This window comes from Polaribacter sp., assembly GCF_051251875.1.
GTDB lineage: Bacteria > Bacteroidota > Bacteroidia > Flavobacteriales > Flavobacteriaceae > Polaribacter.
This window is the reverse complement of sequence record NZ_JBPOGL010000006.1, coordinates 1-22,462: the sequence shown is the minus strand read 5'-3', so window position 1 is coordinate 22,462 and position 22,462 is coordinate 1. Positions and strand designations below refer to the sequence as shown.

The window sequence follows — 22,462 nt, the reverse complement described above, 5'->3', positions numbered from 1 at the left end:
TAAAAAGAAATATTTTAATGATAGTAGATGGCTACTATCCTGCAGATATTAGAGTTCGGAAAGAAGCAGAATCTTTGGCTTTAAAACACCATGTTTTTGTTTTATGTTGTAAAAAAGAGGGTGATGTAGAAAGGGAAATACTTGAAAAAGTAACCATTTTAAGAACTATTTTTTATAAAAGTTTTACTGAAAAAGGATTGGTTGATATGCAATTGGCTATTAATTTTGTGCATCCTAAATTTAAAAAAGCCTTACCAAAAATAATACAAGAAAATAAAATTGATGTATTGCATGTTCATGATTTGCCTTTGGCAAAAACAGGATATATAATGGCAAAAAAATACAAATTATTTTCCGTTTTAGATTTGCATGAAAATTATGCAGCAGCGTTATTAACTTGGTTTTCTTGGCGAAAAAATCCTATCATTAGATTAAAAAATAAACTTTTTTTTAATTATAATCGATGGCAAAATTATGAGAATAATATCATCTTACAATTTGATAGAATTATTGCCGTTGTACAAGAAATGAAAGAAAGAATTGTGCTAGATACTGCTGTAAATGAGCAAAAGATTACAGTAATAACCAATTCTGAAAAAAAAGAGTTTGCAGCTAATTTTAATTCAGAAAACAACAACTTTTTTGCCAACTATAAGGATAGGTTTATCATTTCCTATGTTGGCGGTTTTGGACCTCATAGAGGCTTGCAAACAGCTATTGAAGGTATGCAAAAAGTATCAAAAGAAATTCCGAATGCACTTTTGGCATTAATTGGTCCTGCCAATAATGATGTAAAAAATTACCTAGAAAATTTAATTGATGAATTTGATGTTAGAAATAATGTAGTTATTTATGGGAGTCAACCCTTTAAAGATGTGGTTAAAATAATGCAGAGTTCTGCGGTAAATATTATTCCTCATATTTCTAATTTGCATACAGAAAGTACCATTCCGCATAAACTATATCAGATTTTATTATCTAAAAAACCATTACTGGTTTCTAATTGTGCGCCGCTAGAAAGAGTTGTGAAAACAAATAATATTGGCGCTGTTTTTAAAGCAGGAAATGCCTTAAGTTTTTCTGAAGAAGTAAGTAGTATTTATCATCATTATAATGTGGCAACAGAAAAAGCTGCAAAAGGTTTTGAGCTAGCGTACAATGGTGATTTAAATTGGGAGTTTACAGCAAAAAAACTCCTACATTTATACGATAATTTAAATACGTGAAAGTTTTAATAATTACATATTATTGGCCTCCTGCTGGTGGTTCTGGTGTACAACGTTGGTTAAAATTTGTAAAATATCTACAAAATTTTGATATAGAACCGGTTGTGTACACGGTAGATGAAGCCAACTATCCAAAGGAAGATAAATCTTTAATAGGTCAAATCCCAAAGAATATTACAGTTTTAAAACAGCCAATTTGGCAACCAACAGATGTGCTTTTTTGGAAGAAAAAAAAAGATGTAAATATCGGAATTTCAAACGTTGGTAAAAATGGGTTTTTGTCTTTTGTGAGAGGGAATTTCTTTATTCCTGACCCTAAGATTTTTTGGGTAAAACCGTCTGTTCATTATTTGCAGAAATATATAAATGATAATAAAATTGATGTTATTATTTCTACAGGACCGCCGCACAGCATGCATTTAATTGCGCAAAAATTGTTTCATAAAAATGATGTAAAATGGATTGCAGATTTTAGAGATCCTTGGTCAGACTTGTATTATAATAACGATTTTAACCAAGGTAGTTATGCTAAAAATAAAAATAAAAAGTTAGAACATGCTGTTTTAAAAAGTGCAGATTGTATTTTAACTGTAAGTAATACTTTACAAAAAGAGTTTGCCAAAACAGCCAAACGCGTAGAAGTAATTACCAATGGATTTGATGATGAAGTTTTAGAATCGTCAATGGTTGCTTTAGATAAAAAATTTAGCATTTCTTATATAGGTTTGTTGCCAAAACAAAGCAATCCTAGTTCTTTGTTTAAAGTTTTAAACGTACTTTGTGAAGAAAATATCAATTTTAAAAACGATTTAGTTCTTAATTTTATTGGTGATATTTCTGATGAAGTAAAAAAAGAAATAGACGATACTAATTTAAATGCGAATACAATTTTTAAAGGCTATGTGGCACATGAAGAGGCAATTCAATATCAGAAACAAGCACAAGTTTTATTGTTGTTAATTCCGAATATAAAAAAATCTAAAGGAATCTTAACAGGTAAACTGTTTGAGTATTTAACAGCCAAAAGGCCCATTTTAGCATTGGGGCCAGAAGAAGGAGATTTGGCAACTATTTTAAAGGAAACAAATGCCGGAGTTGTCATTTCTTTTGACAATGAAGAAAAATTAGCAAGAGAAATTAGGGCATTATATCATCAATATAAAAAGGGAAATTTAGTAGGAAATTCTAAGAATATAGGAAAATATCACAGAAAAGAATTAACCAAAGAGTTGGCAAGCATCATTAAAAGTTTACATTAGTAACATGGGAATTGTCCTAAAACAGTCATTTAAAAATACCATAATTATTTACGCTGCTTTTCTAGTTGGCGGAATTAATACCATCTTTTTCTATCCAAGAATTTTGGAATCAGAATTTTATGGAATGGTTACGTTTTTGTTATCGGCATCAAACTTAGTAATGCCGTTGGCGGCTTTTGGCATACAACATACTATTGTAAAATTTTATTCTTCTTACACGTTAAAAGAACAAAAAGACAAGTTTTTATCGTCTGTATTATTGCTGCCATTATTAATAGCATTGCCCTTAGGTTTTTTCTGGGATTATATGCATGATTGGATCATGAGTCAGGTTACTAAAGAAAATCAAGTAATTGTAGATTATACTTTTTCAATTTATTTAATTGCTATTTCTTGTGCTTATTTTGAGCTTTTTTACTCATGGACAAAAGTTCAATTTCTAACCGTTTTTGGTAATGTATTAAAAGAATTGTGGAATAGGGTAGTAGTTATGCTATTGTTAATGGCTGTATTCTTTGATTTTATTACAAAACCAGAGTTTATTTACTATTTAACTGGGGCATATATTTTTCGTTTTGTGGTAATGATGTGCTATGCTTTTTATATTTACTTACCTAAGTTTTATGTTAAATTACCACAGAATTTTGGTGAAATTATAAAGTACTCTTTGTACATAGTTTTGGCAGGAAGTGCAGGTGCAATTCTTTTAGATATAGATAAAATTATGATTCCTGGTAAAGATACTATAGAAAAAGCAGCTTACTATTCTGTTGCTGTTTTTATAGGTTCATTTATAGAAGCGCCTAGTAGGGCAATGACTCAAATTTTACAACCTTTAACATCTAAATCTTTAAATGAATTTAATACAAATGAAGTTGAAAATTTGTACAAAAAAAGTTCTATAAATCTTTTTTTAGTAGGAGGTTTATTTTTTCTTCTTGTAAATTGCGGAGTTCATGAACTTTTTAAATTAATGCCAGGAAAAGGATATGCAGGAGGCGAATTAGTGGTTTTAATGATTTCTCTGTCAAAATTATACACCATGTTTTTGGGAAATAATGGTGCAATTATAAACAATTCTACGTTTTATAAAATAACACTTCCTATTGCTGTAGGAATGTCTTTAATGGTGTATTTTTTAAATAAATTGTTTTATTTTAATTTAGATTTTGGCACAGACGGTTTGGCGTTGTCTACAATGATAACGTTGTTGGTGTTTAATACTATCAAACTATTTTATGTGTATTCGAAATTTGGAATTACGCCCATAACACCAAAGTCGTTTAAATTATTTGCTATTATTTTAATGTTGTTTTTACTTTTTTATTATTGGGATTTTCCAATTCCCCAAATAAGCGTTCTAAACATGTCAATTACGCCAATAATAAGTATTGCATTAAAAAGCATTGTTATTACAGTAATCTATATCTTTTTAATTCTAAAATTGAATATTTCAAATGAATTTGATACGTTGTTAAAAAAATACTATAAATAACAATCTATAAAGTCTGTAAGTAAATGAAATATAAGTGCAAAACTTAGTATTCTTGTTTTCTTAAAAAATAATCCAAAGAAATAAATAGCGAGTGCTACATAAGTATGTAGTGGATGAAAGTTAATGCTACATCTGTTTTTGTCGAAAATAGGTGTTGCTAAAAGATGATCTAAGTCTATGAGCATTGAGCAAATAAAAATAATATAGACCATTTTCCATTTGTCTTTAAAAAAGAAGAATGCAATGCCTAAAGGAACAACAAAATGCAAACTGTAATGAAGTATAAACTTTAAACTCACAGGTAACTAATGGCATTAGGACCTTCCATAAAAAGCAAATCTAACATAGATAAATTAGAAATAAATCCATGTTTGTCATCAAACATTTGAATGTATTTTTCCACGGTTTTTTTAGGTTGATGTTTTACTGCGGCTAAATTTCTAAAATCCTTTTCAGAGGTTTCTAAAGAATACTCACTTGTTTTAGAACAGTGAGCATCTAACTGCAAAGCATCCATCATAAATAGAAAGGTATCTATATTTACGTCTTGTAAAAAAGTGTACTTTTTATTGAAAATAGGAAGTAAATCATCAATATAAAATTCAAAAAAAGGCGAAGTTCTATACGCCGTTTGTAAGGACTTTAAATGTTGATCTTGCCAAGGAAAATCATTTTCTACATAAGTATCCTTGGTTTTTTTTCTATCACCAGTAATTTTATGTTTTACCGGAATGTTTAATAACTGTTTGCCATTTGTATTGTAAATATAACAACGATTTCTGTAACTCTGTTTCTGAAAATTGTCTTCTAGTTCAAAAACAATGTCGTCTGCTTTTACTATTTCGGAATACTGCGAAATAGGAGAGAAATAAGTGGGTATAAATAATGACATGTTTTTATTAGTTAGCAGTTTTCAGACAGCGGTCTCAGTTTTAAAAGAACTTAGCGAACTTTGCGAAATACTTAGCGCCTTTGCGGTTTATTTTAGTCGCAATTTTCATTACTAAATAACGAACTGATACTGAAAACTTATTTTTTAATTTTCTTTCCTTTATAAAAGCTATACCCAATATACAATGCAATTAAACCAAAAACTACATATCTATAAGAAACAGGTTCGCCATCTCCATGAACGGTAGTAAACATTCTATCCCAACGAATCGATTTTATTTTAGTGCCAATTCCGGCAGCTGAAGGATCCCAACTAAACCACACCATTACAGGTTTTCCTAAAACGTGGTCAAAAGGAGTAAATCCGAAATAACGCGCATCTAAAGAATTGTGTCTGTTATCTCCCATCATCCAATAGTAATCTTGTTTAAAAGTATACGAATCTGCTTTTTCTCCGTTGATAAAAATGTTTTCGCCTACAACTTGTAAATCGTTGGCTTCATAATTCTTAATTATTTGCTCATAATATGGCAATGAAGCTGCGTTAAGAGTTACTGTTGCTCCGGCTTTAGGAATGTAAATAGGACCAAAATTATCTTGACTCCATTGGTTACTTTCTACATGTGGAAAAATTGCATTGTCTGCACCGTAATTTACTTTATTAACTGAGACTGTTTGTGAATATTTTTTTAATTGAACAACTTCTTCTTGCGTTAAGTTTATGTTTATTTTAGTGTCAACATTTGTCATTTTTAAACGATTTGCCAAATCTTGAGCAACACCACCAGCAACCTCTGTATATAATGAATCTGATCCTATTTTAGATAAATTAGCACTTTGCTTAAATGCATCTTGTACTCTAGGATCGTTCCAATACTCAGTTAATATTTTGTAAACGCCTGTTCTTTCTTTACCTCTTAAGAAGTTTGGAAAATTACTAGAGGTAATAGGGGTTTTAGATTCATAGGTGTAATAGAATTGAATTTTAGCTCTATAAGGTAATTCGTTCTTTTTTCCATTGATGTAAACAAAGCCATTTTTTATCTCTAAAGAATCGCCAGCAATACCAACACAACGTTTTACATAATTTGTTTTTTTGTCAAGAGGTTTGTAAGTAAACTTGCCAGAAGTATCGCCCCACATGGTTGCTAAGGTATCTGCAGGCCAGTTAAAACAAACAATATCATTATTTTTTATTTTTTGTAAGCCAGGCAATCTTGTATAAGGTAATTGTGGTTTTTTTAAGTAAGAACGCAGGTTAGAAAATGGTAAAGAATCATGTACCATTGGTGCTGCAATTACTGTGGAAGGAACTCTTGCTCCATAATGAAATTTACTCACAAATAAATAATCTCCCACCAATAAAGATTTTTCTAAAGATGATGAAGGAATGGTAAACGGCTGCATAAAATAAGTGTGTACCAATGTTGCCGCAATAATGGCAAATGCAATAGAGCTTACCCATTCTCCTAATTCAGACCTTGGTTTTAAGCTTCTGTCTGCATGGTAACTAGCATCGGTTGCATAGTTTATGTAAAAAATATACAAACCTAAAGTTACTATGACTAGTAACGAATCTAGTTTTTTATAAAAGCCAAATGTTCTAATGGTTTCAATCCAAATTACGGGAAACATTAATAAGTTTACCACGGGAATAAAAAGCAAAGCAATCCACCATTTGGGTCTATTTATAATTTTCATTAATACAATTCCATTATATACAGGAATTGCTGCTTCCCAAGCTTTTCTACCTGCTTTTACATAGAGTTTCCAAGTTCCTAAAAAATGAATTACTTGAACTACTAAAAAAAAGATAAACCACTGTGTAAATGTCATAATATTGTACTTTAATGATCTCCATTAAGAAGATTTTTTATTTTTTTATAAGGCGAATAAAATTGAATATGTTACGGGTTTTAACCAATATTTAACACATCTTTCATAGAGAAAACACCTTTTTTATTTAGAATCCATTCTGCAGCAACTACAGCGCCTAAAGCAAAACCTTTTCTACTATGTGCTGTATGTTTAATTTCTATAGTGTCTACTTCAGAATTGTACCAAACTGTATGTGTTCCAGGTACTTCTGGAATTCTTTTGGCAACTATTGGTATGTTTTCTTCGGATGTATTTTCTCCTAATTCCCAATTTTTTTTAGAAGAATTATTGATAATTCCTTCTGCCAAAGTAATGGCAGTACCGCTAGGTGCGTCTAATTTTTTGGTATGATGAATTTCTTCCATAGAAATATTGTAATCTTCTAAAGAACTCATCATTTTTGCCAATTGATTATTTAATTCAAAAAAGATATTTACTCCTAAACTATAGTTAGAAGCATAGATAAAGGCGCTATCTTTTTCTTTACATAGAGCAACAGCATCTTCATATTTATCTAACCAGCCAGTGGTACCAGAAATTACAGGAACTTGGTTGTTTATGCAATTTGTAATATTATTAAAAGCAGAATTAGGAACGCTAAAATCTATAGCAACATCTGCTAAATTAATGTCAATTTCATCATCAACATCTTTTCTAATAACAATTGTATGTCCGCGAGAGATTGCAATTTTTTCAATCTCTTTTCCCATTCTACCGTAACCTAGGAGTGCAATTTTCATTTTTAAAAAGAATATTTAAGTGTTAAGCCTATTTTTGGTGCTTCAAACTGTTGTGGGTTTGGAATAAAAGTAGGTTTAAAAGTAAGATTATCATCTGTGTTAAATTGTAGTAAATGTGCGTTTACACTGGCTTCTACAATTTGTAAAACATAAATTATAACTCCTGATAAGAGCGATAAATCTCTGTTTTCTTTTAATTGAGTTTGAGCAGATTCTAAAGTGGTTAAAGAAATACTTTCATTTCCAAACTCATCTGTAAATTCGTCGTCCTGCAAACCATTTTTTCTTAGTCTATAAGCGGTTCTATAGCGCTTATATTCTTTGTTATTGTCTAAATAAAAATAAGTTGGTATTGCCAATGCTCCCCATACAATAGGAGCTTTCCAGTATTTTTTATTATAAATTTGCCCCATTCCAGGGAAAATGGCAGAGTAAAATGCAGCTTTAGAAGGAGCTAACGGATTGTAAACACCTTCCGCTACAATTACTTTTCCATTCAAAATCTCTTTTTTTACTGTAATAAAATCTTTTTGAGCAAAAAGATTCGCAGTAAAAATAGCGATACAATAAACAAGTATGTATTTTTTTAAAAACACTTATTTTAATAAGTTTTTAATTCGATTAAAATCTTCTTCAGAATTAAAAGGAATAGAGATTTTACCTTTACCATTGTTACCAACTGTAATGTCTATTTTATTACCAATGTAGGAGCTAATGTCTTGCAAGCTGCTTTTTATATAGGTTGGCATTGGTTTCTTTTTTGGTTTTGCAGGCACGCCAGATTTTAAATTTTTAACTAAGTCTTCTGTTTGCCTAACGGATAATTTTTCACGCAATATTTTTTCGTAAATCGCTAATTGATCTTCCGTGTTTTCAATATTAATCATTGCGCGTCCGTGCCCCATTGAGATAAAACCATCTCTCATGCCTGTTTGTAAAATAGGATCTAATTTTAACAATCGTAAATAATTGGTAACTGTAGAACGTTTTTTACCAACTCTTGTACTTAATTCTTCTTGTGTAAGTTGAATTTCATCAATTAAACGTTGGTAAGAAAGTGCAACTTCTATTGGATCTAAGTTTTTACGTTGTATGTTTTCTACCAATGCCATTTCTAGCATTTCTTGGTCGTTGGCAAGTCTTATATAGGCAGGTATTGTTGTGTTTCCTATTAATTTTGAAGCTCTAAATCTACGTTCACCAGAAACCAATTGAAAAGAATTTCCTTCTAATTTACGAACCGTAATTGGTTGTATAACACCTAATTCCTTAATAGATCCTGCGAGTTCTCTTAATGCTTCTTCATCAAAATAAGTTCTAGGTTGATAAGGATTTACATCAATTTCATCTAAAGGTAATTCTATGATGCTACCAACAACTTTATCGGCGTTTTCATCATTTGCTGATATAATTTTAGCGGGCTCTTTTAACAAAGCAGATAATCCTCTTCCTAAAGCTTGTTTCCTAGTTGCTTTTGCCATTTTTATGAGTTCTTTTTAATGATTTCTTGAGCTAAATTTAAGTAATTTACAGCTCCTTTACTAGTAGCATCATAATCAATGATACTTTCACCATAACTTGGTGCTTCACCCAAACGTATATTTCTTCTAATAATGGTATCAAAAACCATGGTAGAAAAATGTTTTCTAACTTCATCTACCACTTGGTTAGACAGACGCAAACGAGAATCAAACATGGTTAATAATAAACCTTCAATATCTAAATCGTGATTATGAAGTTTTTGAATGCTTTTAATAGTGTTTAATAATTTACCCAAACCTTCTAAAGCAAAATATTCGCATTGTATAGGAATAATAACAGAATCTGCAGCAACCAAAGAGTTTAATGTGGTTAAACCTAATGATGGCGCACAGTCTATTAAAATAAAGTCATAATCATCTTTTATTTCTGCTAAAGATTTTTTTAGCATGTATTCTCTTTCTTGCTTGTCTATTAATTCAATCTCAATAGCTACTAAATCTATATGAGCAGGAATAATATCTACATTTGCAGAACTTGTTTGTACTATAGCTTCTTTGGCAGAAACGGCATGTTCTAATACTTGATAACTTCCAATTTCTACTTCTTCTACATTAATACCTAATCCGGATGTGGCGTTTGCCTGTGGATCTGCATCAATTAGCAATACTTTTTTCTCTAAAACCCCTAAAGATGCAGCTAGATTTATGCTCGTTGTTGTTTTTCCAACGCCGCCTTTCTGATTTGCTATTGCAATTATTTTACCCATGAATTCTAGAAAATTTTTAATAAGTAAAATTACAATTATTTATCTTTTTTAGAAGTTAAAGATGTTAACAAAAAGATAAATCTTCAAAGTCTTGTAAAATAAGAGGTTGTGTCTACTTAAAAGCTTTTTTTAAACAATATTATATAGGGAAAGATTTCTATAAAATCTGTTAATTCAGTCATATAGAACAGATCACATGTTTGCAATGTTCTATACGACTGAATCCTTATTTTTTAGGTGTATTCTTTAAAATTTCTATTAAAAATTTCCAGAATTTTTGTGTTGATGAAATACTAGCGCGTTCATCTGGCGAGTGTGCTCCTAAAATGGTTGGTCCAAATGATACCATGTCCATTTCTGGATAATTTTGACCTAAAATTCCACATTCTAAACCTGCATGACAAGCAGCAACATTTGCTTTTTCTCCATGTAAATTTTCATATAAATTAGCAACTACTTTTAATATTTCTGAATTTATATTTGGTTTCCATCCAGGATAATTTCCAGAAAGTTCAACATCAAAACCAGATAATTCAAAGGCAGAACGCAAAGAATTTGCCAAGTCTATTTTACCACTTTCTATAGATGAACGTGTTAAACATCCTATTTTTATGGCGCCATCTTTTACAATTACACGCGCAATGTTGTTAGATGTTTCTACCAAATCATCCATATCTGGTGTCATTCTATAAACGCCATTTAAGGTAGCATAAATCGATTTTATTAAACCTTCTTGTACACCTAAATCCATCACCTTTTTAGGAGTAGTTGTTTCTTTAATATTAATTTCTAGAGATGGTTCAATGGTTAAAAACTCTTGTTTAATATTGTTAATAAGTGTGTTTGTTTCAAACAAAAAAGGTTCTTTAGAAATGGTGTCAACCGTAACAATAGCAACACTTTCTCTAGGAATTGCGTTTCTTAAACTTCCACCGTTTATTTCAGAAATACGCAAACCAAAATTGGTAAAACTATCAAACAAAACTCTATTCATTATTTTGTTAGAATTACCTAAACCTTTATGGATTTCCATACCAGAATGTCCGCCAGTTAACCCGGTAACTTCTATTGTAAAAGCGGTGGTGTTTTTTGGTGTTTTTTCTTCTGTATAACTTCTTGTAGCTGTTACGTCAATTCCGCCGGCGCAACCCATTCCTATTTCGTCATCCTCTTCCGTGTCTAAATTTAAAAGAATATCTCCTTTTAAAAGACCTCCTTCTAAGCCCATTGCACCTGTCATTCCTGTTTCTTCATCAATAGTAAAAAGTGCTTCTAAATTAGGATGTTGAATACTGTTAGAAGATAAAACAGCCATAATAGCAGCAACGCCCAATCCGTTATCTGCACCCAAAGTTGTTCCGTCTGCTTTAACCCAATCTCCTTTTACTAACATTTTAATTCCTTCTGAATTAAAATCGAAATTAGTTGCTGCATTCTTTTGATGCACCATGTCTAAATGGCTTTGTAAAACTACTGTTTTTCTATTTTCAAAACCTGTTGTTGCTGGTTTTTTAATAATAACATTACCAACGCTGTCTACAAAAGTATCAAGAGATAATTTTTTACCAAAATCTACCATAAACTGAATTACACGTTCTTCTTTTTTTGAAGGTCTAGGAACTGCATTTAAATCTGCAAAATGATTCCAAACAGATGTTGGTTCTAGGTTTCTTATTTCTGAATTCATATTATTAATTTGTTTTAAGCAGAAAACTGCTGTTATTAAGTTTCTTAACTGCTTTTAAACTGATAAGAAACCAGTAGAAAAGCGATTAAAGAATTGGTGTTTTTGTTACAGACGTAAAGTTAAGAGATTTCTATTACAGTGTCTGTAGTATTTTTTCTAACTTTTGTTAATTCTTTCATATAATCATCCTCTGCTCTAAAACCTACAGGTAATACCAAAACCGATTTTAAGTTTTGTGCCGTTAAGTGTAAGATTTCATCATATTTTTCAGGAATAAAACCTTCCATAGGGCAAGCATCTATTTTTTCTAAAGCGCAAACAGTTAGTAAGTTACCTAGCGTTAAGTATGCTTGATTTTTGTTCCATAAAAGAAGTTCTTCTTGTGTTTTATTTTTAATTTCTTGAGTTAAAAAATCTTTAAATGGTTTTATAATTTCCTGTGGTGTGTTTCTAATTTTTTGAACCAAATTAAAATAATTTTCTACTTCAGTAATAGCGTAGTTTTTAGGTACACAAATTACCAAAAGATGTGAAGCCTCAAAAACTTGAGGTTGATTAAAAGAATGAGCAACTAATTCTTTTTGTATGGTTTTGTTTTTAACAATAACCAACTTTAATGGTTGTAAACCGTAGGATGTAGCGGTTAAATTAAACGCTTCTTTTAAGGTGTTTATTTGTGAATTAGAAAGTTGTTTTTCAGAATTAAACTTTTTTACAGCATAACGCCATTGTAAACTTTTAATGGTATTCATTTAAATGTATTTAAATGCAAAAATACTTTAATAATTATGAGTATTAAATTTTATGCTATTATTAAAATTGATATTTGTATAGATTTATTTTTTGTAACTTTAAGACAAAAATTGGCAATGAAAGAAGATTTTCTACACTACGTTTGGAAGTATAAATTGTTTTCTTTGAATGATTTGCAAACAACTACACATACTAAAATTACAATTCTAAAATCTGGTTTGCATAATAAAAATGCTGGTCCTGATTTTTTAAATGCTCAATTACTATTAGATGAACAGCTTTGGGCAGGAAATGTAGAGATACATTTAAAGTCTTCTGATTGGTACGCCCACAATCATGAAACAGATGTTAATTATGATGCGGTTATTTTGCATGTGGTTTGGGAAGATGATGTACCGGTTTTTATGAAAAATAATGCTCCCTTACCAACCTTGGTGTTAAAAGGATTGGTGCAACGAATTTTACTGACCAAATATCAAGAATTGTTTTCTACGCAATCACGTTGGATTCCGTGTGAGGAAAATATTAATTCTGTGCATAATTTTATCTTAGAAAACTGGAAAGAACGTTTGTTTTTTGAACGATTAGAACGAAAATCTAGCGAGATTAAAGGGTTTTTAGTGGCGGAGAATAATAATTATGAAGCTGTATTGTTTCAGCTATTGGCAAAGAATTTTGGTTTAAAAGTAAATGGAGATTCTTTTTTAAGATTGGCAACTTCTATGCCTTTTTCTGTGTTGCAAAAAGTGTGTTTGAACAAACATCAACTTGCAGCATTATTATTTGGGCAAGCTGGTTTTTTAGCAGATTCTATTGATGTTGATTATCATCAGAAATTAAAAGTAGAATATCAATTTTTACAACAGAAATATAAATTAACACCAATCTCTAAACATGTATTTTCCTTTTTTAGAATGAGGCCTCACAATTTTCCTACTATAAGAATTGCTCAATTAATTATTTTGTATCATCAACATCAAAAATTATTTTCTAAATGTTTAGAAATTAAAGATGTAAAAGATTTTTACAAATTGTTTTCTGTAGAGGTAGCGTTATTTTGGAAAACGCATTATACTTTTGAGAAATCATCTAAACAATCATCAAAAAAACTAACCACATCCTTTGTAGATTTATTATTGATAAATACTATTATTCCTTTACAGTTTTTGTATAAAAAAGAGCAAGGAACTATTAATGAAAACGAGTTTTTAGGTCTTATGAAAAAATTGAAACCTGAAAAAAATGGTATCATTTCAAAATTTGATACGCTACATATTAAAGCAAATAATGCTTTTGAAACCCAGTCTTTGCTAGAGCTTAAGAATAATTATTGCGCAGCAAAAAAATGTTTAGAATGTGCTATTGGTGTTAACGTTTTAAAAAGAAAATAGCATTCCAATTATTTACATTACCATAGAATGATATACATTTTGTACATCATCATCTTCCTCTAATTTTTCTAGTAATTTTTCAACATCTGCTTGTTGTTCTTCGTTCAGTTTTACTGTGGTGGTAGGAATTCTTTCAAATCCAGAAGATAGAATTTCTATATTATTATCTTCAAAGTAAGATTGTAGGGTTCCAAATTGTTCAAAAGGAGCGTAAATAATAATTCCTTCTTCATCGTCAAAAACTTCTTCAACTTCAAAATCTATCAATTCTAATTCTAATTCTTCTAAATCGATAGTAATATCTTCTTTTTTAAGGGTAAAAGTACATACATGATCAAACATAAAAACAACAGAACCAGAAGTACCTAAATTTCCATCGCACTTATTAAAAGCAGACCTAACATTGGCAACTGTTCTATTATTATTGTCTGTAGCTGTTTCTAATAAAACAGCAATTCCGTGTGGCGCATACCCTTCAAAAAGTACTTCTTTATAATCTGCGGTATCTTTATCTGTGGCTTTTTTTATAGCGCGTTCTACATTGTCTTTAGGCATGTTTGCAGCTTTTGCATTTTGCATAACTGCTCTTAGTCTAGAGTTAGAATCTGGGTTTGGACCACCTTCTTTAATAGCCATTACAATATCTTTACCAATTCTTGTAAAGGTTTTAGCCATTGCTGACCAACGTTTCATTTTACGCCCTTTTCTAAGTTCAAATGCTCTACCCATTTCTAATGTTTATTTTGTGTAATTTATATAACAAGCAAATGTAAAAATTTGAAAGTTGATTCACAATTATTTTGGTTGATGATTTTAAAGTAAATATACCTATTTGTAGGTATTGTAAAAACTGTTTTGTTCGGTTATTTTTGATACTTAAACTTTTAAAAATTAATCTTATGAAAAAAATTACTTTATTATTTTTATTTCTTTGTTCAATTACCGCTTTTTCACAAGTGAAACTAACTTCTGAGACAGAAGAATATTACAATGGCACAAGTTGGGAAAGCAGTAACAAAAAGACCTTTACTTATGATGATAACAATAACCTAATCTCAGAAAAATTTTATTTTAGGAATAATAGTACTTCTAGTTGGGAGTTTAATAGTAACGATACCTATGTGTATAATAGTGCCAATAGGGTTGTTAGTAGTACTTATGAAGGTTTTGATGGTTCAGGCAATATTTCTTATGGTTATAAAACAAATTACACATACAATGCTAATAACCAAATTGTAGAATCTATAAATTTAGAATTCAAAGATGGTGTTTATGTTGATGATTATAAAAATATATATACGTATTCTGGTAACAAAGTAACAGAACTAGTAGATTATTATTGGAATGGTTCTGCTTGGGTTTTAACTGCAGATTATTCTTCAAAGACTACAATAAATTATGGAGCTAATGATTTGGTTTATGAATTTCTTTATTATGATTGGAACGGTAGTTCTTGGAGTGTAGTTGATAAAGATGTGTATGGCTATAATGCAAATAATAAATTAACAAGTACTATATACTATGATTGGAACGGAGCTGCTTATGAGGTCTATTCTAAGGAAGAGTACACTTATGATTCAAATGGTAATTTAATTTTAGAGAGAGATTTTGACTATAATAATGGTTCTTTTGAATTATATTCTGAAAAAAATTATACGTTTGATGTAACACAACTAATGAGTAGTTTTACGCATCCATTTAAAGATAAATTTGGTTTTGAAGCGTTGACAGGACAAGAGAATCTTTATGTAAATAAAATACTAGGATATGAAGAAGACAATTATAGAACTACTTACAATTATGGCGAAGCTACAGCAAGTGTTAAAGGCGTAAGTTTTATAGAATTTGCTGTATACCCAAACCCTACTAAAAATATGTTAACTATTGATGATAGTAAATTTTCTATAGAAAATATTGCTATTTTTAATGTACTAGGTAAAAAAGTGTTTGAAGCTCAGAAAAACAACATGAATATTGAAAATTTAGTAAGCGGTGTTTATGTAGTTAAAGTACAAACTGCAGATGGTAAAATTGGAACAAAAAGAATTGTAAAGAAATAAACTATTAATCTTTTATTAATAAACCCTTCAGTGTTTAGTTCGCTGAAGGGTTTTTTTTGTGGTTTATTTTATAAGATTATAAGACTGTTTTGCAATTTCAAGTTCTTCATTAGTTGGGATAATTAAAATTTTAACGTTCCCAGAATCTTTCTGAATTTCTCTAATTTCTTTAGAGCGAATATCGTTTTTAGAATCATCTAAATCTATTCCTAAAAACTCTAAATTTTCACAAGACATTCTTCTCATTAAATTAGAATTTTCTCCAATACCGGCGGTAAAAACAATAGCATCTAAACCATTTAAAGCAGCAGTATAAGAACCAATAAATTTCTTAATTCTATGACTAGCCAATTTTAGTGCATTCACACACTTTTCATCTCCATTGGCTGCTTTTTCTTCAATTTCTCTTAAATCAGAATAACCAGTTAAACCTTTCATGCCAGATTCTTTCTGCAAGATATCATTAACTTCATCTGCAGATTTGTGAAACTTCTTCATTAAAAAGAAAATTACAGATTGATCAATGTCACCCGCTCTGGTACCCATAATTAAACCGTTTGTTGGCGAAAAACCCATGGAAGTTTCTATACACTTTCCGTCTTTAACGGCAGCCATACTGCAACCATTTCCTAAGTGAATGGTAATTATTTTTGAATATTTTTTATTTAAATAATCGATGGCTTTTTCCGAAACGTATTTATGACTTGTTCCGTGAAAACCATAACCTCTAATTTTATGGTCTTCTAAATAGGTATTCGGTATTGCGTATTGATATGCTTTTCTTGGCATTGTTTGATGAAAAGCCGTATCAAAAATTGCTATTTGTTTAGCTGTTGTAAAAATTGTTTCGGCAATTTCTATTCCTGTTAAATTAGCAGGATTGTGAAGCGGAGCTAAATCAAATAATTCTTTAATTTTTTCTTTAATTTCCTTTGTAATTGCAACGGTGTTGGTAAAACTTTTTCCTCCATGAACTACGCGGTGGCCTACAGCTTCAATTTCATCCACAGAATTTATGACTCCTATAGTTTTATCTAATAAAGTTTCTGCAATCTTTTTTAAACCAACTTCATGGTTTAAGATTGGAAAAACTTCGCTGTGTTTTTCATTGTTTTTTTCGTGTGTAAATATGGAATCCTCAAAACCAATTCTTTCTACCAAACCAACACATTTAACAATTTGTGATGGCATTTCTATTACTTGATATTTTAAAGATGATGAGCCTGCATTTAATACTAAAATATTCATATTATCCTTGTTCTGCTTGAATTGCTGTTAATAAAACGGTGTTAAAAATATCATCTACTGTACAACCTCTACTTAAATCGTTTACGGGTTTGTTTAAACCTTGTAACATTGGGCCAATTGCCAATGCACCAGTTTCTCTTTGTATTGCTTTGTAGGTGTTGTTACCGGTGTTTAAATCTGGAAATATTAATACAGAAGCTTGTCCGGCTACTTCAGAATTTGGCATTTTTGTTTTGGCTACAGACATGTCTACAGCAGCATCATATTGTATTGGTCCTTCAATTTTTAAATTAGGATTTTTAGCTCTTACCAATTCAGTTGCTTTTCTAACTTTTTCTACTTCTTCTCCTTTTCCAGAGCTTCCAGAAGAGTAAGATAACATGGCAATTTTTGCTTCAATACCAAAAGCCTCGGCAGATAATGCTGATGAAATAGCAATTTCTGAAAGTTGTTCTGCATTCGGATTTGGATTTACAGCACAATCTCCCATTACAGAAACTCGGTCAGATAAACACATAAAGAATACTGAGGAAACTACAGAGACGCCAGGTTTTGTTTTTATAATTTGCAAGGCTGGTTTTATAGTGTGCATTGTGGTGTGTACGGCACCAGAAACCATGCCGTCTGCCAAACCATTCATAATCATTAAAGTTCCGTAATAAGAAACGTCACGTACTAAATCTATAGCCATGGTTTCAGTCATTCCTTTATGTTTACGAGCTTCAAAAAGTGTGGTGGCAAAATCACTATTGTGTATAGAATCTTCAGGATTTAAAATATTTATTTGGTCTAAATCTATCTGTAAACCAATTTGATCACATTTTAGTTGTATGGTGTTTCTATCTCCTAAAAGTGTTAAATCTACAATGTCTAATAATTGTAATCTAGAAGCTGCTTGTATAATTCTTTCATCATCTCCTTCGGGTAACACAATATGTTTTCTATGTGCTTTTGCTTTTTGCAATAAATTGTATTGAAACATACTTGGTGTTAACTTAACCGAACTATAGGAAGTTAGCATGTTGGTTAATCCTTCTACATTTACATATTTGTCAAAAGTATCTAATGATAGTAATATTTTTTTGCTGTGTGTTGCGTAAATTTTAGGTTTAACAGCGCCAATTTTATTGGTAATTCCAAAGGTTCCGCCTTCAACAGAAATAATAGGAACTGTAGATTGTACACCTTCAATTAATTTTATAATTGATTCTTCTGGTAAAAGACTTCCTGTTAAAATAATTCCGGCAACTTTTGGATAATTACTAGAGGCATTTGCTTGTAATGCTCCTAAAATAATATCTGCTCTATCACCAGGTGTTATTACTAAAGCGTTCTCTCTTATGCGTGTTAAATAATTGCGCAATTGCATTGCTCCGGTACTAAAACTTCCAATGGCATTTTCTAAAAATTGCTCTCCATATATCACTCTACCTTTTAACGCTTCTAGTACTTCTTTTACTGTAGGATATGATAAAAAGTTTACTTTCGGAATTACATCTATTTGTACGTTTTTTGGAATGGTTTTTTGTAATTCTTTGGTGATATAATCAATTTCATTTTCATCTATCTTGTTGGCAATTACAGCAATTACATCTACCTCTTTTTCAATAAAAGAGTTGTAAGATAGCTGCATGGTATTTATAAAATCTTTCTTGGTTTTGTCATTTCCGGCGCCAACAATTAAGGCAGGTATTCCTAAGTTTTTAGCGATCATTAGGTTTACATCTAATTCTGTAAAACCTCCTTCACCAGAAAAATCTGTACCTTCAACCAATACATAATCATATTCTGCTTCTAGTTTTTTAAATTTTTTGATAACATTATGTATCACTTTATCTGCTTTTCCTTCACTTAAAAGTTCTACTACTTCTTTTTGTTCATAGGCATAGCAATCTTTGTAATCAATGTCTAAATTAAAGAAGTTAATAGCAGTATTTGTATGGTTATCAAATTCATTAGTTTTCCCTTTATTAATGATAGGTCTAAAATAACCAACTTTAGAAGATTTGGTAAGCATCATTCTTAGAAGACCTAAGGATACTAAAGATTTTCCACTATTTGCTTCTATGGTAGAAATATATATTGATTTACTCATTGTTTTATAAAAAAATTATGCTGCAAAATTACAGCTTATAAAGATATCAAATTTATGATAATAATCATTATTTTTAGAGAATTGATAATTAAATTGAAATTTATTTTTAATGATGTAAAAATTGTAATCATTTATTGAAGTCAGTGAATATTATATGAAATTATAAATATTGTTATAAAATTAAATTCTTTAACGATGAACACCATAGAAAATATTTCTTTAAAAATTAATGAAGTGGTTTTTTTAATCAGTTTATTTTTCCGTAAGGTTTGTTTTTCCATACAGTTTGTCACTCTGAAAGAGTCTTTTTAGTATTGTGTGGGATGCTTTTCAGCAAGACAAAACTGGGTGAAGAGTTTGTGTGTAAGATTTTCTTTTTGTTTTCTCGATAAGTTTGTCTTACCATCAATTTTGTCACTCTGAAAGAGTCTTTTTATTGTTGTGTGGGATGCTTTCAGCATGACAATACTGGGTGTGAGTTTTGTGTGTGCAGTTTTACCACACAGTTTGTCACTCTGAAAGAGTCTTTTTAGTATTTGCGTGGGATGCTTTCAGCATGACAAAGTTGGGTGAAGAGTTTGTTTGTAAGATTTGCATTATGTTTTTTCGCAAAGTTTGTTTTACCACACAGTTTGTCACTCTGAAAGAGTCTTTTTAGTATTGCGTGAGATGCTTTTCAGCATGACATAACTGGGTGTGAGTTTTGTGTGTGCAGTTTTCACCACACAATTTGTCACTCTGAAAGAGTCTTTTTAGTATTGCGTGGGATTCTTTTCAGCATGAAAAAACTGGGTATAGAGTTTGAGTGTAAGATTTACTTTTTGTTTTTTCGCAAAGTTTGTTTTACCATACAATTTGTCACTCTGAAAGAGTCTTTTTAGTATTTGCGTGGGATGCTTTTCAGCATGACATAACTGGGTGTGAGTTTTGTGTGTGCAGTTTTCACCACACAGTTTGTCACTCTGAAAGAGTCTCTCGATTAATTCTTTTTGCGTGGGATGCTTTCAGCATGACAAAATTGAGTGTATGGTTTGTGTGTAAGATTTGCTTTTTTCGCAAAGTTTGTCTTACCACACAGTTTGTCACTCTGAAAGAGTCTTTTCAACTTATTCAAAATAATGATTCAAAAACTCCAAATTAGGATTGGTTTCTTTAATTATATTTAATTTCTTCTCTCTTTTCAAAAGTTTTATTTCTTTTTCTCTTGCTATAGCTTGTTGAATCCATCCAAAATGTTCAAAATATAATAAATAATGGACATTATATTTTGCAGTAAAACTTTTTGGATTCATTTTTTGAAAGTGTTGCTGTAATCTTAATTTTAAATTATTTGTAACGCCAGTATATAAAACTGTTTTATTTTTATTTGTAATGATATAAACATGAAAATTATAGATTCCTTGAGTGAGTTCTATCATTGTTATTGCATTTATTACTTGGGACGCTTACAGCGTGATAAACTGTGGTGTAATTTTACTTACCCAGTTTTTCTTTGTTTTTTACTCTAAAAGAGTCTTTTTGATACTGTGTAGGACTCTTTTAGAATGGCAGAACTTGGTATAAGTTTTGTCTTAAACCTGTAAAACACCCATGTTAAATTGCTTTTCAATAGGTGCGTGGTTGGCGGCTTCAATTCCCATAGAAATCCAATCTCTAGTTCTTAACGGATTAATAACAGCATCTGTCCAAATTCTTGCGGCAGCATAATAAGGAGAAATCTGATTGTCATAACGAGATTTTATTTTGTTAAATAGTTCGGCTTCTTTTTCGGGAGTAATTTCTTCGCCACGTTTTTTTAGTGAGGCAGTTTCTATTTGTAGCAATACTTTTGCTGCAGAATTACCACTCATTACAGCTAATTCTGCACTTGGCCAGGCCACAATTAATCTTGGGTCGTAGGCTTTGCCACACATGGCGTAATTTCCTGCTCCGTAAGAGTTACCAATTACAATGGTAAATTTTGGAACAACAGAATTACTTACTGCGTTTACCATTTTAGCCCCATCTTTTATGATTCCACCATGTTCAGATTTTGAACCTACCATAAAACCAGTAACATCTTGTAAAAAAACTAAGGGTATTTTTTTCTGATTACAATTGGCAATAAAACGGGTAGCTTTATCTGCAGAATCATTGTAAATTACACCTCCAAATTGCATTTCTCCTTTTTGTGTTTTTACCAATTTACGTTGATTGGCAACAATGCCAACCGCCCAACCATCAATACGTGCGTAGCCTGTTAAAATGGTTTTTCCGTAACCTTCTTTGTATTGTTCAAACTCAGATTTATCTACTAATCGCTTTATGATTTCTAACATATCATATTGCGCATTTCTTTCTTTTGGAAGAATGCCAAAAATATCATCTTCTTTTTCTTTTGGCGGAAAAGATTCGGTTTTGCTAAATCCAGCTTTGTCATAATCGCCAATTTTATCAACAATAAATTTTATTTTATCCAACGCATCTTTGTCATCTTTTGCTTTATAATCTGTAACACCAGAAATTTCGCAATGCGTAGTTGCGCCACCTAAAGTTTCATTGTCTATAGATTCGCCAATGGCAGCTTTTACCAAATAACTTCCGGCTAGAAAAATACTTGCAGTTTTATCAACAATTAAAGCTTCATCACTCATAATTGGTAAATAAGCACCACCAGCAACACAGCTTCCCATTACTGCAGAAATTTGTGTAATGCCCAAACTGCTCATAATGGCATTGTTTCTAAAAATGCGTCCGAAGTGTTCTTTATCAGGAAAAATTTCATCCTGTAAGGGCAAATAAACGCCGGCAGAATCTACTAAATAAATAATGGGTAATTTGTTTTCTATGGATATTTCTTGGGCACGCAAATTCTTTTTTCCGGTAATAGGAAACCACGCGCCTGCTTTAACAGTAGCATCATTTGCAACAACAATACATTGTTTTCCTTGTACATAACCCATTTTTACAATAACCCCTCCAGAAGGGCAACCGCCATGTTCTGCATACATATCTTCTCCGGCAAAAGCACCAATTTCTATGGATTTGGCATTGCTGTCTAAAAGATAATTAACACGTTCTCTTGCTGTCATTTTACCTTTTTCATGATGCTTATCTATGCGTTTTTGACCGCCACCTAATTTAACTTTGGCAAAACGTCTGCGTAAATCTGAAGCAAGAAGTTTGTTGTAATCTTCGTTTTTATTGAAGTTTAAATCCATAAAAATGTTTGTTTTTCAGTTGCTAAAATAGGGAATTTTGGGCGGATATTTTTTACAAATTTTTCTTCAAAATTAACCGACAACTGAACAGATGGTAGATTGTGTAAACAGACTTCAACTGTTATTTACTGTTTTAGATTTTTTAATAATTTATAAACCCTCTTTAAAAAATTAAAAAGGGTTTTTTAATTACTTTCTCAACAAAGAAAAATGCCCTATTTTGTTGATGGGTTGTTTTGTTGGATTTGCAGGAATTAAGGTGATATTAAACCAATAATCATCTGAAGAAAG

The 22,462-nt window shown here is 30.8% G+C and carries 19 protein-coding genes; 5 read left to right on the top strand and 14 right to left on the bottom strand.

The annotated features are described in order from the left end of the window. Positions 1-17 precede the first annotated feature (17 nt). Genes ACSHW5_RS04480 through ACSHW5_RS04470 form a run of 3 tightly spaced genes read left to right on the top strand, consistent with a single transcriptional unit; the run spans position 18 to position 3,980 of the window. Positions 18-1,226 (top strand): glycosyltransferase, encoded by a 1,209-nt coding sequence (locus ACSHW5_RS04480; protein ID WP_435674910.1) that lies wholly within the window; start codon positions 18-20, stop codon positions 1,224-1,226. After that, positions 1,223-2,485, top strand: a complete 1,263-nt coding sequence (locus tag ACSHW5_RS04475; RefSeq protein WP_435674909.1) for a glycosyltransferase family 4 protein — start codon at positions 1,223-1,225, stop codon at positions 2,483-2,485. Before ACSHW5_RS04480 ends, ACSHW5_RS04475 begins: the two co-directional genes overlap by 4 nt. A gap of 4 nt (positions 2,486-2,489) precedes the next feature. After that, positions 2,490-3,980, top strand: a complete 1,491-nt coding sequence (locus ACSHW5_RS04470; protein ID WP_435674908.1) for a lipopolysaccharide biosynthesis protein — start codon at positions 2,490-2,492, stop codon at positions 3,978-3,980. Here ACSHW5_RS04470 and ACSHW5_RS04465 read toward each other — a convergent pair. The 9 genes from ACSHW5_RS04465 to ACSHW5_RS04425 all read right to left on the bottom strand — a co-directional run bounded on the left by ACSHW5_RS04465 (position 3,971) and on the right by ACSHW5_RS04425 (position 12,176). Then, positions 3,971-4,279, bottom strand: a complete 309-nt coding sequence (locus tag ACSHW5_RS04465; RefSeq protein WP_435674907.1) for a DUF6122 family protein — start codon at positions 4,277-4,279, stop codon at positions 3,971-3,973. The genes ACSHW5_RS04470 and ACSHW5_RS04465 overlap by 10 nt on opposite strands. Then, entirely contained in the window at positions 4,276-4,872 is a 597-nt protein-coding gene (locus tag ACSHW5_RS04460; RefSeq protein WP_435674906.1) for a WbqC family protein, read from the bottom strand. The genes ACSHW5_RS04465 and ACSHW5_RS04460 overlap by 4 nt, the downstream gene beginning before the upstream one ends. A gap of 137 nt (positions 4,873-5,009) precedes the next feature. Continuing rightward, entirely contained in the window at positions 5,010-6,707 is a 1,698-nt protein-coding gene (gene lepB, locus ACSHW5_RS04455) for a signal peptidase I (RefSeq protein WP_435674905.1), read from the bottom strand. Positions 6,708-6,787: 80 nt separating this feature from the next. Next, positions 6,788-7,489 (bottom strand): 4-hydroxy-tetrahydrodipicolinate reductase, encoded by a 702-nt coding sequence (gene dapB / locus ACSHW5_RS04450; RefSeq protein ID WP_435674904.1) that lies wholly within the window; start codon positions 7,487-7,489, stop codon positions 6,788-6,790. A gap of 2 nt (positions 7,490-7,491) precedes the next feature. After that, on the bottom strand, positions 7,492-7,989 hold the full coding sequence (locus ACSHW5_RS04445) for a DUF5683 domain-containing protein (protein ID WP_435674903.1): 498 nt from the start codon (positions 7,987-7,989) through the stop codon (positions 7,492-7,494). Between the two features lie 96 nt (positions 7,990-8,085). Beyond that, entirely contained in the window at positions 8,086-8,970 is an 885-nt protein-coding gene (locus ACSHW5_RS04440) for a ParB/RepB/Spo0J family partition protein (RefSeq protein WP_435674902.1), read from the bottom strand. 2 nt (positions 8,971-8,972) lie between these two features. Next, positions 8,973-9,737, bottom strand: coding sequence for a ParA family protein (locus tag ACSHW5_RS04435; protein ID WP_435674901.1), 765 nt, complete (start codon positions 9,735-9,737; stop codon positions 8,973-8,975). A gap of 226 nt (positions 9,738-9,963) precedes the next feature. Then, positions 9,964-11,424 carry an aminoacyl-histidine dipeptidase gene (locus ACSHW5_RS04430; protein ID WP_435674900.1) on the bottom strand — a complete coding sequence of 487 codons (1,461 nt, stop codon included), beginning with the start codon at positions 11,422-11,424 and terminating at the stop codon, positions 9,964-9,966. A 119-nt stretch (positions 11,425-11,543) separates the two neighbouring features. Next, the gene (locus ACSHW5_RS04425) at positions 11,544-12,176 is read right to left on the bottom strand and encodes a nitroreductase family protein (RefSeq protein ID WP_435674899.1); all 633 of its coding nucleotides are present in this window, start codon (positions 12,174-12,176) and stop codon (positions 11,544-11,546) included. Positions 12,177-12,212: 36 nt separating this feature from the next. On the opposite strand from ACSHW5_RS04425, the gene ACSHW5_RS04420 reads away from it, so the two are divergent. Beyond that, entirely contained in the window at positions 12,213-13,568 is a 1,356-nt protein-coding gene (locus ACSHW5_RS04420; RefSeq protein ID WP_435674898.1) for a DUF2851 family protein, read from the top strand. Positions 13,569-13,580: 12 nt separating this feature from the next. Here the strand turns inward: ACSHW5_RS04420 and ACSHW5_RS04415 are convergent, their stop codons facing one another. Beyond that, positions 13,581-14,297, bottom strand: coding sequence for a YebC/PmpR family DNA-binding transcriptional regulator (locus ACSHW5_RS04415; protein ID WP_435674897.1), 717 nt, complete (start codon positions 14,295-14,297; stop codon positions 13,581-13,583). A gap of 170 nt (positions 14,298-14,467) precedes the next feature. Between ACSHW5_RS04415 and ACSHW5_RS04410 the strand changes: the two genes are divergently transcribed. After that, a complete protein-coding gene (locus ACSHW5_RS04410) occupies positions 14,468-15,628 on the top strand; it encodes a T9SS type A sorting domain-containing protein (RefSeq protein WP_435674896.1) in 1,161 nt (386 codons plus the stop codon). Between the two features lie 63 nt (positions 15,629-15,691). Here the strand turns inward: ACSHW5_RS04410 and ACSHW5_RS04405 are convergent, their stop codons facing one another. The 4 genes from ACSHW5_RS04405 to ACSHW5_RS04390 form a co-directional block, all read right to left on the bottom strand. Beyond that, positions 15,692-16,876, bottom strand: a complete 1,185-nt coding sequence (locus ACSHW5_RS04405; RefSeq protein WP_435674895.1) for an acetate/propionate family kinase — start codon at positions 16,874-16,876, stop codon at positions 15,692-15,694. A 1-nt stretch (position 16,877) separates the two neighbouring features. Continuing rightward, positions 16,878-18,971, bottom strand: coding sequence for a phosphate acetyltransferase (gene pta / locus ACSHW5_RS04400; RefSeq protein WP_435674894.1), 2,094 nt, complete (start codon positions 18,969-18,971; stop codon positions 16,878-16,880). 1,106 nt (positions 18,972-20,077) lie between these two features. Beyond that, positions 20,078-20,389, bottom strand: coding sequence for a GIY-YIG nuclease family protein (locus ACSHW5_RS04395; RefSeq protein WP_435674893.1), 312 nt, complete (start codon positions 20,387-20,389; stop codon positions 20,078-20,080). Between the two features lie 153 nt (positions 20,390-20,542). Further along, positions 20,543-22,171 carry an acyl-CoA carboxylase subunit beta gene (locus ACSHW5_RS04390; protein WP_435674892.1) on the bottom strand — a complete coding sequence of 543 codons (1,629 nt, stop codon included), beginning with the start codon at positions 22,169-22,171 and terminating at the stop codon, positions 20,543-20,545. Between the last annotated feature and the right edge of the window lie 291 nt (positions 22,172-22,462).